This window comes from Agromyces aureus (assembly GCF_001660485.1).
GTDB lineage: Bacteria > Actinomycetota > Actinomycetes > Actinomycetales > Microbacteriaceae > Agromyces > Agromyces aureus.
Map to the genome: position 1 here is coordinate 2,383,267 of NZ_CP013979.1, position 12,213 is coordinate 2,395,479.

General features: G+C 69.0%; 16 protein-coding genes and 1 pseudogene. 4 read left to right on the forward strand and 13 right to left on the reverse strand.

Annotated elements, in window-relative coordinates; genetic code table 11:
• Positions 1–4 precede the first annotated feature (4 nt).
• Positions 5–577 (forward strand): YceI family protein, encoded by a 573-nt coding sequence (locus ATC03_RS10560; RefSeq protein ID WP_067876615.1) that lies wholly within the window; start codon positions 5–7, stop codon positions 575–577.
• Positions 578–726: 149 nt separating this feature from the next.
• Here ATC03_RS10560 and ATC03_RS10565 read toward each other — a convergent pair whose 3' ends face one another.
• Complete coding sequence (locus ATC03_RS10565; protein ID WP_067876618.1) at positions 727–921, reverse strand: hypothetical protein; 195 nt, start codon at positions 919–921, stop codon at positions 727–729.
• Positions 922–1,118: 197 nt separating this feature from the next.
• Here ATC03_RS10565 and ATC03_RS10570 point away from each other — a divergent pair, with 197 nt between their 5' ends.
• Positions 1,119–1,958 (forward strand): class II glutamine amidotransferase, encoded by an 840-nt coding sequence (locus ATC03_RS10570; protein WP_067876621.1) that lies wholly within the window; start codon positions 1,119–1,121, stop codon positions 1,956–1,958.
• A 53-nt stretch (positions 1,959–2,011) separates the two neighbouring features.
• Positions 2,012–2,593, forward strand: coding sequence for a dihydrofolate reductase family protein (locus ATC03_RS10575; RefSeq protein ID WP_067876624.1), 582 nt, complete (start codon positions 2,012–2,014; stop codon positions 2,591–2,593).
• Positions 2,594–2,603: 10 nt separating this feature from the next.
• On the opposite strand, the gene ATC03_RS10580 is transcribed toward ATC03_RS10575, so the two are convergent.
• From ATC03_RS10580 to ATC03_RS10625, 9 genes and pseudogenes are all read right to left on the reverse strand, one after another.
• Positions 2,604–2,873: a hypothetical protein gene (locus ATC03_RS10580; RefSeq protein ID WP_067876627.1), complete on the reverse strand. Its 270-nt coding sequence runs from the start codon at positions 2,871–2,873 to the stop codon at positions 2,604–2,606.
• Positions 2,874–2,914: 41 nt separating this feature from the next.
• Positions 2,915–3,478 (reverse strand): Dps family protein, encoded by a 564-nt coding sequence (locus ATC03_RS10585; RefSeq protein WP_067876630.1) that lies wholly within the window; start codon positions 3,476–3,478, stop codon positions 2,915–2,917.
• A 75-nt stretch (positions 3,479–3,553) separates the two neighbouring features.
• Complete coding sequence (locus tag ATC03_RS10590; RefSeq protein WP_067876634.1) at positions 3,554–4,729, reverse strand: alcohol dehydrogenase catalytic domain-containing protein; 1,176 nt, start codon at positions 4,727–4,729, stop codon at positions 3,554–3,556.
• 113 nt (positions 4,730–4,842) lie between these two features.
• Positions 4,843–5,787: pseudogene (locus tag ATC03_RS10595) on the reverse strand (manganese catalase family protein); the annotation flags it as partial.
• 471 nt (positions 5,788–6,258) lie between these two features.
• A complete protein-coding gene (locus tag ATC03_RS10605) occupies positions 6,259–7,710 on the reverse strand; it encodes a phytoene desaturase family protein (RefSeq protein WP_067876642.1) in 1,452 nt (483 codons plus the stop codon).
• A 228-nt stretch (positions 7,711–7,938) separates the two neighbouring features.
• Positions 7,939–8,289, reverse strand: a complete 351-nt coding sequence (locus ATC03_RS10610) for a DUF7882 family protein (protein ID WP_067876644.1) — start codon at positions 8,287–8,289, stop codon at positions 7,939–7,941.
• A 281-nt stretch (positions 8,290–8,570) separates the two neighbouring features.
• Complete coding sequence (locus ATC03_RS10615; protein WP_152030920.1) at positions 8,571–8,849, reverse strand: hypothetical protein; 279 nt, start codon at positions 8,847–8,849, stop codon at positions 8,571–8,573.
• A gap of 38 nt (positions 8,850–8,887) precedes the next feature.
• Positions 8,888–9,094: a hypothetical protein gene (locus ATC03_RS10620; RefSeq protein ID WP_067876650.1), complete on the reverse strand. Its 207-nt coding sequence runs from the start codon at positions 9,092–9,094 to the stop codon at positions 8,888–8,890.
• On the reverse strand, positions 9,091–9,414 hold the full coding sequence (locus tag ATC03_RS10625) for a DUF7882 family protein (RefSeq protein WP_067876653.1): 324 nt from the start codon (positions 9,412–9,414) through the stop codon (positions 9,091–9,093). The genes ATC03_RS10620 and ATC03_RS10625 overlap by 4 nt, the downstream gene beginning before the upstream one ends.
• Before the next feature lie 97 nt (positions 9,415–9,511).
• On the opposite strand from ATC03_RS10625, the gene ATC03_RS10630 reads away from it, so the two are divergent.
• On the forward strand, positions 9,512–9,862 hold the full coding sequence (locus ATC03_RS10630; protein ID WP_152030921.1) for a hypothetical protein: 351 nt from the start codon (positions 9,512–9,514) through the stop codon (positions 9,860–9,862).
• Between the two features lie 86 nt (positions 9,863–9,948).
• Here the strand turns inward: ATC03_RS10630 and ATC03_RS10635 are convergent, their stop codons facing one another.
• The 3 genes from ATC03_RS10635 to ATC03_RS20975 all read right to left on the reverse strand — a co-directional run bounded on the left by ATC03_RS10635 (position 9,949) and on the right by ATC03_RS20975 (position 12,067).
• A complete protein-coding gene (locus ATC03_RS10635) occupies positions 9,949–10,398 on the reverse strand; it encodes an SRPBCC family protein (protein ID WP_067876658.1) in 450 nt (149 codons plus the stop codon).
• A gap of 134 nt (positions 10,399–10,532) precedes the next feature.
• A complete protein-coding gene (locus ATC03_RS10640) occupies positions 10,533–11,519 on the reverse strand; it encodes a diacylglycerol/lipid kinase family protein (protein ID WP_067876662.1) in 987 nt (328 codons plus the stop codon).
• Positions 11,520–11,626: 107 nt separating this feature from the next.
• A complete protein-coding gene (locus ATC03_RS20975; RefSeq protein ID WP_067876665.1) occupies positions 11,627–12,067 on the reverse strand; it encodes a hypothetical protein in 441 nt (146 codons plus the stop codon).
• Positions 12,068–12,213: the final 146 nt, after the last annotated feature.

Genomic DNA, 12,213 nt, shown 5'->3' on the forward strand with positions numbered 1-12,213 from the left:
GACCATGACAAACCCGACTCCGGATCTGAGCGGTGACTGGGACATCGATCCCGACCACTCGCGCATCGGCTTCTCGGCGAAGCACGCGATGGTGGCAACGGTTCGCGGTGCCTTCACCGACGTGAACGGCAAACTGCACGCCGATCTCGATGACCCCGACGCCTCGTTCGTGGAGATCGTCTGCCGCACCGACAGCGTCGACACTCGAAATGCGCAGCGCGACGAACACTTGCGGAGCGATGATTTCTTCAATGTCGAGAAGTGGCCCGAGATCGTCTTCCGGAGTTCCCGCATCGAGGAGATCGGCGACAACGCGCTCGTCGTATCCGGCGATCTGACGATCCGCGACGTGACGAAGGCCATCACGATCCCGATCGAATTCGTCGGTGCGCACACCGACGCGACCGGTGCGCTCCGTGCCGGATTCCAGGGAACACGTCGCATCGATCGCCGTGAGTTCGGCCTCGAGTGGAACGTGCCGCTCGACACCGGCGGCGTGCTCGTGTCCGAGAAGATCACGCTCGAGTTCGAGCTCTCGGCCATCAAACGCGAGGCAGAGGCACAGCTGACGGCCTGAGCCGGGCTCGATCCGACGAGTCCCCCGCGCTCAGGGATGTCGGCGTCATCGACGACTTCGCCGCCATCGAGACGAGCGTGCAGACGTGCGTCGGCTCGTCGCGGGTCGGATGCATCAGGTCCGAGCCCGCGGACGCGGGCGGGTGCGACTCAGCGCCCGGTCGAACCCCGGCGATCGCCGCGCAGCACGAGCGAGCGCAGCACGAAGAAGACCACGACGGCGACCAGCGCGACGATCACGGCCTTCACCAGGAACCAGACCACGCTGAACACGACATCGACGAGAACCCAGGCGATGACGACCGCGGCGATGACGCCGAGCACGGTCCAGACGGTACGACTCATGTCTCGAGGCTATCCGAGGGTTCGTGCCGCGAATGACGAGCGGTCTCGGCACCGGTGCCGGCCGGCCGACCGACTGCACCGCCGATCGCCGGGCCCGACCGCCCGGACCGGCACTCGCGCCGGGGGCTACGATGGCGGTGGACGCGGCGCTCGGAGGGAGGGTCGCGGCCGGACGATGACGTTCAGGGGGTCGCGAGATGTGTCGTTGGCTGGCCTATTCAGGCGAACCGCTCCAACCGTCGATCCTGGTGCTCGACGCGCAGCACTCGCTCGTCGCCCAGTCGCTCGACTCGCCGCTCGGCGCCGAGACCGTGAACGGCGACGGGTTCGGCTTCGGCTGGTATCCGAGCGGCACGACGAGGGATCCGCTGCCGCACCTGTTCCACAGCATCGAACCCGCCTGGAACGACGAGAACCTGCGAGAGCTCACCATGGCCGTCGAGAGCCCGCTGTTCTTCAGCCACGTCAGGGCGGCCGGCGGCCCGCCGATCCAGCAGACGAACTGCCACCCCTTCCGCCACAACCGCTGGCTGTTCATGCACAACGGCTCGATCGCAGAGTTCGGCCGACTCAAGCGAGACCTCACGTTCGCGGTCGACCCGGCGCTCTACCCGAGCATCCGCGGAACCACGGACTCCGAGGTGCTCTTCCACCTCGCGCTGACCTTCGGCCTGCAGGATGACCCGGTCGACGGCGTGCGCAGGGCCATCCGCTTCGTCGAGGAGACCGGGCATGCCGCGGGGGTGCCGTTCCCGATGCAGGGCACCGTCGCCGTCTCCGACGGCGTGACGCTCTGGGCATTCCGGTATTCGACGCAGGGCCGTACACGAACGCTGTTCCACTCCGCCGACATCCCGACGCTCCGCAAGATGTACCCCGAGGCCGACCGGCTCTCGCTGTTCGGCGATCGGGCTCACGTGGTGGTGTCCGAACCGCTCAACGACCTGCCGGGCGCGTTCCTCGAGGTGCCGGAGTCGACCGTCGTCGTCCTCGACGACACGGGCTACCACCACGAGCCGTTCCTGCCGCACGAATGAGGCTGCACGAGTGACGTCGCAGCGATCGACGCCGTTATCGAAAGGAGAACATCATGGGCGACGTGACCATGTACGGCTCGGTGTCGGTGGACGGGTTCATCGCCGACGACCTCGACCAGCCCGGCCCGCTGTTCGACTGGCTGACGGGCGGCGACGTGCCGCTCGATGAGAGCGGCGTGCTGCTGGTCTCCCAGGCGTCCTACGACTACGTGCGCCCGTACTGGGATCGGATCGGCGTCACCGTCGTCGGCCGTCACGTCTTCGACCTGACGGACGGATGGGGCGGCGAACCCCCGAGCGGGATCGCCCACGTCGTCGTCGTGACGCACCGACCCGCGCCCGAGGACTGGAACCCTGCGGCGCCGTTCCACTTCGTCGACGGCATCGAGGCCGCCCTGGCGAAGGCGCGCGAACTCGCGGGTGATCGCGTCGTCGAGGTCGCCGCCGGTGACGTCGGCGGCCAAGTGCTCGCCGCGGGTCTGGTCGACGAGGTGCGAATGGATGTCACACCCGTCGTGCTCGGGTCGGGCAAGCGGTACTTCGGAGCCACCCGGTCGCAACTCCTGCTGGAGGATCCTGAAGAGGCGATCCAGGGCGACCGGGTGCTCCACCTGCGCTACCGCGTGCGGAAGTGAGCCGGGCTCGTCAGAGGTCAGTGCCGGGCTGCAGGTCCGACGTCGCCGACGTCGACGACGCGCGGCGGAGCAGGTCTTCGAAGCGGCCCTCGTCGAGGACGATCCCCGCGTCGTCGAGGCGCTGAGCGAGCAGCTCACGGGCGTTCAGGCCCGGGCTGCGCGAGAGGTCGGCCTGCGTCTGCACCACGATGCCGTCGAGGGCGTCGTCGACCGTGCGGTCGTTCTGCTCCATCAGCGGAGCATCCTGGACCGCGTTCGGGTCCTCGGAGTGGTCGGTCATCTCAGATCCCTTCTGGACCCGGCCGGGGCCGGATGGTCGGCTCAGGCCTTACGGGCCACGCGGTTCTCGGCGCTGACCATCCACGCGTACTGCTCGAGCTGTTCGAGGATGGCGTGAAGGATGTCGGCGCTCGTCGGATCCTCCTCGTCGACCGCGTCGTGCACCTCGCGACAGGTGGAGACGGTGGCCTCCAGACGCTCGGTGACGAGGTCGACGACCGACGTGGTGTCGAGTTCGCCGGGCGGGAACTCGGGAAGCGTCGTCGTCTCGGCGACGGTGTCGCTGCGCCCATCGGGGAGCGCGTGGAGCGCCCGCATCCGCTCGGCGACGGTGTCGCTGAATTCGCGCGCGGACTCGATGATCTCGTCGAGCTGGCGGTGGGTGTCACGGAAGTTCGTGCCGACGACGTTCCAGTGCGCCTGCTTGCCCTGCGAGGCGAGTTCGATGAGGTCGACGAGCACCTTCTGCAGGAGCTCGCTGAGCTCCTTCGACGCGGTGAACCCGCGCTCGGCGTTCTGTTCGTCGGTCAGGCCGGCTCCTCGGGCGGGCCGGCGCTTGTTGCGTGCGGCGGATGACGTGCTGGTACTGCTCTGCTTCGCTGCCATGATCCGAGGCTACGCAGCGGCCGACCACCCGTCACCGGGATTGTCCGTGGTGAGGTACTTGTGCTAACCCGGAGCTCAGGGCTCGAGGACGACCTTGATGCAGCCGTCCTCCTTCTTCATGAAGGTCTCGTACATCTCGGGTGCCCGGTCGAGCGGCACGCGATGCGTCACGAGGTCTTCGACGCCCAGCGGGTCGGCAGGGTCCTCGACGAGCGGCAGCAGTTCGTCGAGCCACGTGTGCACGTTGCACTGCCCCATCCGCAGTGCGATCTGCTTGTCGAACATGGTGATCAGGGGCATCGGGTCGGCCGCTCCGGCGTACACCCCGCTGAGCGAGACGGTGCCGCCGCGCCCGACGAGGTCGAGCGCGAGGTGGATCGCCGCCAGCCGATCGACGCCCGCTTTCTTCATGACGGGCTTCGCGAGGGCATCGGGCAGGATCCCGACCGCCTTCTGCACGAACTCGACGCCGGGGTTGCCGTGCGCCTCCATGCCGACGGCGTCGATCACGCTTTCGGGCCCGCGCCCTTCGGTCTCGTCGCGCAGCCGATCGACCAGGTCGTCGGCGAGATCGAAGGTCTCGATTCCGTGCCGCTCCGCCATCGCCCTGCGCTCGGGAACCGGGTCGACCGCGAGCACCCGGTGGCCGAGGCTGCGTCCGATGCGGGCGGCGAACTGCCCGACCGGTCCAAGGCCGAGCACGGCGAGCGTGCCGCCTTCGGGCACGTTCGCGTACTGCACACCCTGCCACGCCGTCGGCAGGATGTCGCTGAGGAACAGGTACCGATCGTCGGGTAGCTCGCGGCCGACCCTGTACGCGTTCGCGTCGGCCCGCCGCACCCGCAGGTACTCGGCCTGGCCTCCGGGTACCGACCCGTAGAGGTCGGTGTACCCGTAGAGGTCGGCGCCGGTCTCGGTCGCGCGGTTCTGGGTCGTCTCGCACTGGGTCGTGAGGCCGAGGCGGCACATGTGGCACTGGCCGCAGGCGATCACGAACGGCACGACGACCCGGTCTCCCACGGCGAGGGTCGTGACGGCCGGCCCGACCTCGACGATGACGCCCATCGGCTCGTGTCCGAGCACGTCGCCCTTCGACAGGAACGGGCCGAGCACGTTGTAGAGGTGGAGATCCGATCCGCAGATCGCCGTCGAGGTGATCTGGATGATGACGTCATCGGCCGCTTCGATGCGGGGATCCGGCACGTCCTCGATGCTGACGCTGCCCGTGGACTGCCAGGTGAGGGCTCTCATGATCCGCCGCCCCGGGACTTCTTCGACGTGGCACCGCGCTTCGTCGCCGTCTTCGTCGCCGGCTTCGACGTCGCACCGACCTTCGACTCCGCCTTCGACGCAGCCGATACCGTAGGTGCGAAGAGCGGGTCGGCGGCTTCGGCCATCTCCATCTCGGCGGTCGCCTGCACGAGTGCGAGCAGGTCGGCGTCGAGACCCGGCGCGTACTCCTCGAACCGCTCGGGGGCGATCGTGGACGGCACGCCCTCGGGGGCCTGCTCGCGACCGTCGAGCTCGGTGCCGTCGTTCGAGGGCGACATGCCCTGGAAGATGCGGCCCGCCTCGGACTGTCCGGCCAGGTCGAACGTGTACTGCTTGGACTGCAGGCCGAGATCGAGCAACTGCTTGACCTCGGGGAACTGCTCGGCGTTCGTCTTCGGGATCGGAAGCAGCGTGTTCCACTTGACGCCCAGCGATTCGAGCGCCTTCGCGTACGCGTTCTCGTGGGCTTGGTCGCGCACGATGAGGTACGCGATCGTCGAGCGCGCCGTGGCGTTGTCGGTCATCTCGTAGATGCGGCACTTCTGCAGCCGACCCGTGGATTCGAGCATCAGGTTGTAGAGCAGGTCCAGCGGCAGGTTGCCCGAGTTGTACACGTAGCTCCCGCTCCACGGGTTGCCCGCCGCATCGACGGGCAGGGCGCCCTGCGCACCGACCAGGTAGTGGTGGATGTTGCCCTCGTCGAGTGCGATCTTCAACGGCGTCGCCCCTCCCGCGCCCGGGGCGTCGACCGGGTCGGTGGGCTTGCCCTGATACCTCGGCGATCCGTCGAGCAATCGCGAGATCGTCGTGCCGATCAGCTCGACATGGCTGATCTCCTCGGTGCCGATGCCCTGGATCAGGTCGCGGTACGGCTTGCCGTTCGGACCGCGGAAGTTCATGGCCTGGAACAGGTACTGCATCATCGTGCGCATCTCGCCGAACTGACCGCCGAGCCCCTCCTGCAGCGCGTTCGCCGCGGCGGGATCCGGCTCGTCGGGGACGATGTCGTTGATCAGTCGTTGCACGTGGAAGAACATGGGCGACCCCCTGATTGGTGTGCGGCGTTGCGAGCGGCAAGGCTACGTCGGCGCTCGTCGGAGCCATCAGGGGCTTGACACGGTGCACGGGTCACGACGATGCGCGCGCGGGGTGGGGAGGCGCGCAGAGCTCTCTCGCCGTCGGGGACTCACCTCGAAAGTCAAGGCTCTATGCCGAATCTCGTCGGCGACCTACCGTGAGGCGAGCGGGGGCCTCGAACCACCGCATCGAGATGGAGGCTTCACCATGGCCGGCACGATGACGACGCACGCTGAGCCCGAGACGCCAGGCCATCCACCGACCCGAGGTACCCCGTGATCTGCCGCAACTGCGACTCACCCGGGGTGCGGATCGTGAGCGCCTCGACCGTGAGGCCCGGTATCACCCGGCCGCCGTCGATGGCCATGTGCCTGCTCTGCGGGGAGACCTGGGTGCTCATCGCCTCCGCCACCGGCAGGGCGTGAGGCCGCTCAGTCGAGCGAGAGGTTGGGTCGCGCCCGCACGCCGAACTCGTGGCGCAGGGCGCTGCGAGCCGCGTACCAGCCGTTGAGGCCCGTGACGCCGGGGCCGGGCGGCGTCGACGCAGACGCGAGGTACACGCCGCCCACTGGCGTGCGCCAGGGATCGGTCGAGAGCACCGGGCGTCGCAGCAGCTGCCCGATCGTCGGAGCGCCCGAGGCGATGTCGCCGAGCACGTAGTTCGGGTCGTACCGTTCGACATCGAGCGCCGTGCGGCTCGACGCCCCGAGCACCAGGTCGCGGAATCCGGGTGCGAACCGCTCGATCTGCCGGGTGATCGCCTCGCGCTGGTCGAGGTCGGATCCGCGGGGCACGTGCGTGTACGCCCAGAGCACGTGGCGCCCGGCGGGCGCGCGGGTGTCGTCGACGATCGACGGCTGCGAGACGAGCACGTACGGCGCCTCCGCGTGGCGGCCGCGGGCGACGTCGCGTTCGGCACGGGCGATCTCGGCGCGGGTGCCGCCGACGTGCACGGTTCCCGCCGCGCGGAGTTCGGGATTCGCCCACGGCACCGGGCCCGACAGGGCGAAGTCGACCTTGGCGACCGCGTTGCCGTAGCGGAACGCCTGCAGTGCCCTGGCGTAGCGCCGCGGCATCCGCTCGCCCACGATCGCGACGAGCGCCTTCGGGGTGACGTCGAACAGCACCGCGCGGGCACGTGGCAGCTCGCGCAGGTCGGTGATCTCGGCGTTCGTCGTGATCGTGCCGCCGTGCGCGAGCAGGTCGTCGGCGAGCGCGTCGACGATCGACTGGCTGCCACCGACCGGGATCGGCCAGCCGCGCGCGTGCGCGTACGTGCCGAGCGAGAGGGCCACCCCGGCGGGCGCGAGGCCCGGAAGCGGGAGGATCGCGTGGGCGGCGACCCCGGCCAGCATGGCCGGCGCGACCTGCTCGGCGAAGCGCGCGTTCCAGAGCGGCGAGCCCTGCTCGAGCGCACGCAGCCCGAACCGGGCCGCGGTCACCGGGTCGCGCGGCACACCGAGCAGGTTGCTGCCCGTGAACTCGGCCACCGCGTCGGCGTGCGCCACCAGGGGCTCGAACAAACGGCGGTACGCCCGCCCGTCGCGGCCCAGCCCGTCGACCGTGCGGTCGAGGTCGCGGTACGCGAGGCCGGCCGCGCCGCCGTCGAGCGGGTGCCCGTAGGCGACCGCCGGATGCCGCAGCTCGACGCGTCGGGCCAACTGGAACTCGCGGAAGAACCGCGAAGCCAGGGCCATCGGATGCACCGCCGAGCACACGTCGTGCCGGAATCCGGGCACCGTGAGCTCCGCCGTGCGCGCCCCGCCGCCGATCGTGTCGCCCCGCTCGAACACCTGCACGCGCAGGCCTGCCCGAGCCAGGGTCACGGCCGCCGCGAGCCCGTTGGGCCCCGCGCCGACGACGACGGCATCGGCATCCGTCACGACGTCTCGTCGATCTGTCGGCGGGCCCCGGCGACAGCGGAGGCGAGGCGGTGAACGCTCCGTGACATCGTGTTCCTCCCGGCCGCGCGCTCGGGCGGGTTCTTCGCAGTGCACCGGCCTGCGCTCGTGCGGTCTGATGCCGACGTTACCCGGTCGGACGCTGCCGTTCACCGGGTTGACAGCGCGTGTCGGCCTGCTGAACCAGGCCGGTCCGGGCGGGTGCAGCGGTCAGCGCAGTGCCGGCTCTCGCGAACGAACCCGTCCCGCCGGGTGAGCTCTCGCGGGCGCGGGCGGCGCGGGCGGCTCGGGCACGATCCGAAGCACGCCCGACATGCCCGCACGCTCGGACATCGTGCCGAGCCACGCCGGATTGATCGCCGGGTGACGGTTGCCGGAGTAGACGAACTGCACGCGTGACTGGGCCGTCATCCAGATCGTGACGGATCGTCCGGCATGCAGCAGGCTCATCGCGAACTTCTCGTTGCGCCGAAACTTGTCGACGATCACGATCTGCAGGTGCGCGAGCACTCGATCGTCGAGGTCGACCTCGAGTCTGGTGTCGTAAATGAACAGGCCCATGGCCGTTCGCCTCCGTGCCGTTCTGAACGAACGGTCGCCGGGGCCGATACCGATACGCCGGGAACACTTCACGGCGGAGATGACTACGTTCCGAGCCTACCTCGCAGACCCCATTCCGGGGGATGCGAGGGACAGACGGTCAGTCGGACTCGTCTGGCATCACGGCTCGTCGATCCAGACCGCACGCCGAGACACGCCAACTCGGTCCCGCTCGACGACGCCCGGGCTCGAATCGCGCACGTCGTCGCGCCATTCGCGCCCTTCGTCGCGCTGATCGATGCTCACTGCAGGTCGAACGGGTCGAGCGCCGACGGTGGCAGCCATGGCTCGTCGGAGTCCGAATGCTCGAGCACGTCGCCATCGACATCGGTCACCTCGACCGACAGGCTCATGCCGGGCGAGACGAAGACGCTCACGGTGCGATCGGGCGACCGCATCGCCTCGACGAAACCCCCTCCCGCTCGAACCAGTCCGGTGATGTTCGCCATGACGGTCTCGGGGTCGTGGTCCGCCGGTAGGAGGTACTCCCGCCCGTCGATCTTCATCCGCGTTCGGAGCATCAGGTGATCCGTCCGTTCCGTTTCGTCTGCGTGCGGGTCTACGTGGCGGCGATCGGCACGAGGGAGATCGCCACGCCGGGTGAGATCAGCAAGTCGCTCGGGACGTCCTGGCCTTCGCCGATGTTGACGCGGAGCCACGCCTGTCCGGACGCGAGGCCGCCGAGGATCTCCTGACGGACGTCTTCGTACTCGCGCCCGGAGACGGAGTAGTGCTGGCCCCCGTAGTAGATGTCGATGCGCTTCATCGGTCGCCCCCGTTCGTCGTCGTCGGCTCGCTCGGCTCGGGCACCAGATGGAGCCCGGCTCCTGAATTGGCGACTTGGCTGAGCGCCTCGATCCAGGCACGATTCATGGAGGGCGGTCGCGAGCCGTAGTACTTGTAGACGATCGTCGCCGACGGATGCAACCAGATGGTCGTACGGCCGTCTCCGATCGACGCGTCGTCGCGCCACGAGAAATGGAAGGACTCGCCTCGCCTCAGCTTGGCGCCGATCACCTGTTGAAGGTGCGCGAGCACACGATCCTCGAAGTCCACGCGAAGCGTCTCGTAGATGAACTTGCCCACGGCGCCTCCTTCCTGAAGCGGTCGGGCACAGTCTCACACCGATTCCCGGCCGTGCAACCCCCCTTGCGCTCGGGGCGCGCACGCGCATACTCGGGCCATGAGGCGACTGCATTACGCGAACGGATACCTGATCACACCAGACGCGGTGAGCAAGGCGGTCCTCCGGTACGCCCGAGCCCTCGCCGACGCGCACACCTCCGATGTGGTGACGATCCCGATCCTCGGCGAAGGTGGAGCCGTCACCACGGCGCACGTGCTGCTCGGCCCAGCGAGCCAGCTCTTCTCGACCCACGTCGCCGACTCCATCGGCGAGTTCACCGATGCCGCGCTCGTCGCCGACCTCGAGGAGCGCACGCGCCGCATCGAGCCCTCGACAGTGGCCTGGCCCGACGAGATGACGGACATCGGGCTCGACGCAGAGGAGCTCCAGGAGCCCTACGCCGGGTGAGGGTGCCGGCACGAATGGGCGTCATCACCGACCACGTCGTCGGATGCCGCGAGCTCACCGCCGCCACTCCGGCGAAACCGGGCACCTCAGGATTCGCCGTTCTGCTCGCGGCCCTCGGCCACGAAGGCGAGCCGTTGCAACGTCTCGCGGTTGCGCAGGTACAGCATCGGGTCGGTGATCGCCCGAGGCACCCAGGAGCCCGGGCCTTCGGCCGCCTCCTCCTGAATGCGAACGAGGCAGCCGTCACCGTGGCGGCGCACGTCGATCGTCACCTCGGCTTCGCCGATCGGCCACCCCTTGGCACGCACGACCGCACGGTGCGGCGGATTCCACGCGAGGCTCACGGTCTCATCGTCGATGAGTGCGGGCCAGGCCCCCACGGAGTGCGCGAGGCGGCTGCCCTCCTGCGGCCACTCGGGGTCGACATCGCGCATGCGGGAAGCACCGACGACCCACGTCGGGTAGAGCCACCCGTCGGCCAGCACGGCGAACACTGCCGATGGTGAGCACTGCATGGCCCGGACGTTTCGCGACATGTCGTTTCCCTTCGGGCCTGACGCCGACGTGCCGCGACCCCACCACGACGCTAACCAGCAGCACCGGAGGTATCGCGGGGTTGACAGGACGGAGCGCCTCGGTTCGGCGACGCACGCCCGCACGGGACGCCCGGTCAGTCGGTGGCGTCTCGCGGCACCCGCACGAGCAGACTCGACGGATCGACCCAGGTCCTGAACGATCGGGCCTCCCCGAAGGAGTCGCCATCGAGCTGGATCTGTTCGGCTCGGTTGAGGGAGACGTCGAGGCGTTTGCCGTTCAGATAGTCGAGCGCACGCACCTCCTTCGTGACGCCGATCAGGCGACGGCCGGCCGAGGTGCGGCGAAGGACCCCGTTCTCCCAGAAGATCTTGGTCATGATCTGCACCCAACCGAAGAAGCCCTCCGGGCGAAGGAGGACGATCTGCATCCGACCGTCGTCGACCGCGGCGTCGGGCAGCAGGAGGATGTTGGCCGGCAGCGAACCGCAGTTGCCCATGATGATCGTGTGGGCACGAACCCGGTGCGTCGGCCCGGAGTCGAGCCGGTAGCGCAGACGAAGCTGGTCCGTGTCCTGCAGCGCCAGCCCGATGGCCTTGACGTAGGCGAGCCAGCCGGCCTTCGCCTTCAGGTCGTCATCGGTGTTCGCCAGCATCTTCGCGTCGAGTCCGAGCCCTGCCATGACGAGATAGGCGTGGCGGTGCGTCGTCCCGTCATCGCCACGGATGTCGATCAGCGCCATGTCGATCGGACGGTCCGCCCCGGTCAAGGCGGTTCGCAGCGATTGCTCCGGATCGTCGAGCGTCAGGTTCAGGTTGCGGGCCAAGAGGTTTCCCGTTCCCGATGGGAGCAGTGCCAGCGGCACGCCGGTGCCGCGCAGGCCTTCGGCCACGATGCGGACGGTGCCGTCTCCTCCGGCCGCGATGACGACATCGACTCCCTGCTCCAGCGCGCTGGCGGTCTGGCCCGTTCCGGGATCATCCACGGATGTCTCCAGCCACAGGCTCGGCGCCCAGTCCCCGTCGGCCTCGATCGCCGCCAACACGGGGCGCGTCGCGTCCGCATCGAGTTTGACCGGGTTGTAGACGATGGCCGCGCGCCGCTTCGCAGGGGTCTGCTGCATCCTGAATTCCTCCTCAGCGTCCGGATCGGATCCATCCGAACCCGGAGATCCGCACCATGTTCGTTCGGTTCGCTTTGCTGGGGCGGAATGGGTCCCGCCGTGTCGGCTCAGTTCTGCGGAGGTCTGGCCTCGTGACCGCGCCGGCCGTTCGTGCGCCTCGCCTCTTTCATCTCCGACTCGAAGACGTGCCGCCGGCCACCGATGAGGGCATCGCGGGCTGATCTCTCGAGGTCGGTGAACGTCGCGTGATAGCCGTCGTCGTACTCCTCGACGATCTGGAAGGTCCAGCGACCCTGGAGCACGTTTCGGCCGACCAGCTCGGCGTCGATCCGATCGGCCCATTCGTCGTGCCCTGCCGCGCGGAGCAATTCGACCGCATCGCCCAGCGCGAGGTCGGCCTGCCCCGTGAGGCGGTGGAACGCGTAGAGGTGGCCGCGAGCATCCTCGGTCACCTCGAACGCTTCGGAGAGTTTGCCGAGCGCTTCGACCGTCGCATCATCGATCCCATCGGGTCGGATGTGGTCGTCGCGTGCATCGAGCTCGGCCATGTGCCAACGGTACGGTCGCGGTGCCGCGCACCGGCGGGGCTTGACAACGACCGCGAGCCCCCGGGCCGCCCGGGGCTGCAGGTCGAGCGGCTGGGAGCGTGTGGAATCCGGGACGGGATGGTGATGCGCAGCCCGTGCGCAAGGGC

Coding starts and splice junctions, on each gene's coding strand:
- ATC03_RS10560 (WP_067876615.1), top strand. CDS start 5: ATGACAAACCCGACTCCGGATCTGAGCGGTGACTGGGACATCGATCCC.
- ATC03_RS10565 (WP_067876618.1), bottom strand. CDS start 921: ATGAGTCGTACCGTCTGGACCGTGCTCGGCGTCATCGCCGCGGTCGTC.
- ATC03_RS10570 (WP_067876621.1), top strand. CDS start 1,119: ATGTGTCGTTGGCTGGCCTATTCAGGCGAACCGCTCCAACCGTCGATC.
- ATC03_RS10575 (WP_067876624.1), top strand. CDS start 2,012: ATGGGCGACGTGACCATGTACGGCTCGGTGTCGGTGGACGGGTTCATC.
- ATC03_RS10580 (WP_067876627.1), bottom strand. CDS start 2,873: ATGACCGACCACTCCGAGGACCCGAACGCGGTCCAGGATGCTCCGCTG.
- ATC03_RS10585 (WP_067876630.1), bottom strand. CDS start 3,478: ATGGCAGCGAAGCAGAGCAGTACCAGCACGTCATCCGCCGCACGCAAC.
- ATC03_RS10590 (WP_067876634.1), bottom strand. CDS start 4,729: ATGAGAGCCCTCACCTGGCAGTCCACGGGCAGCGTCAGCATCGAGGAC.
- ATC03_RS10610 (WP_067876644.1), bottom strand. CDS start 8,289: ATGGGCCTGTTCATTTACGACACCAGACTCGAGGTCGACCTCGACGAT.
- ATC03_RS10615 (WP_152030920.1), bottom strand. CDS start 8,849: ATGCTCCGAACGCGGATGAAGATCGACGGGCGGGAGTACCTCCTACCG.
- ATC03_RS10620 (WP_067876650.1), bottom strand. CDS start 9,094: ATGAAGCGCATCGACATCTACTACGGGGGCCAGCACTACTCCGTCTCC.
- ATC03_RS10630 (WP_152030921.1), top strand. CDS start 9,512: ATGAGGCGACTGCATTACGCGAACGGATACCTGATCACACCAGACGCG.
- ATC03_RS10635 (WP_067876658.1), bottom strand. CDS start 10,398: ATGTCGCGAAACGTCCGGGCCATGCAGTGCTCACCATCGGCAGTGTTC.
- ATC03_RS10640 (WP_067876662.1), bottom strand. CDS start 11,519: ATGCAGCAGACCCCTGCGAAGCGGCGCGCGGCCATCGTCTACAACCCG.
- ATC03_RS20975 (WP_067876665.1), bottom strand. CDS start 12,067: ATGGCCGAGCTCGATGCACGCGACGACCACATCCGACCCGATGGGATC.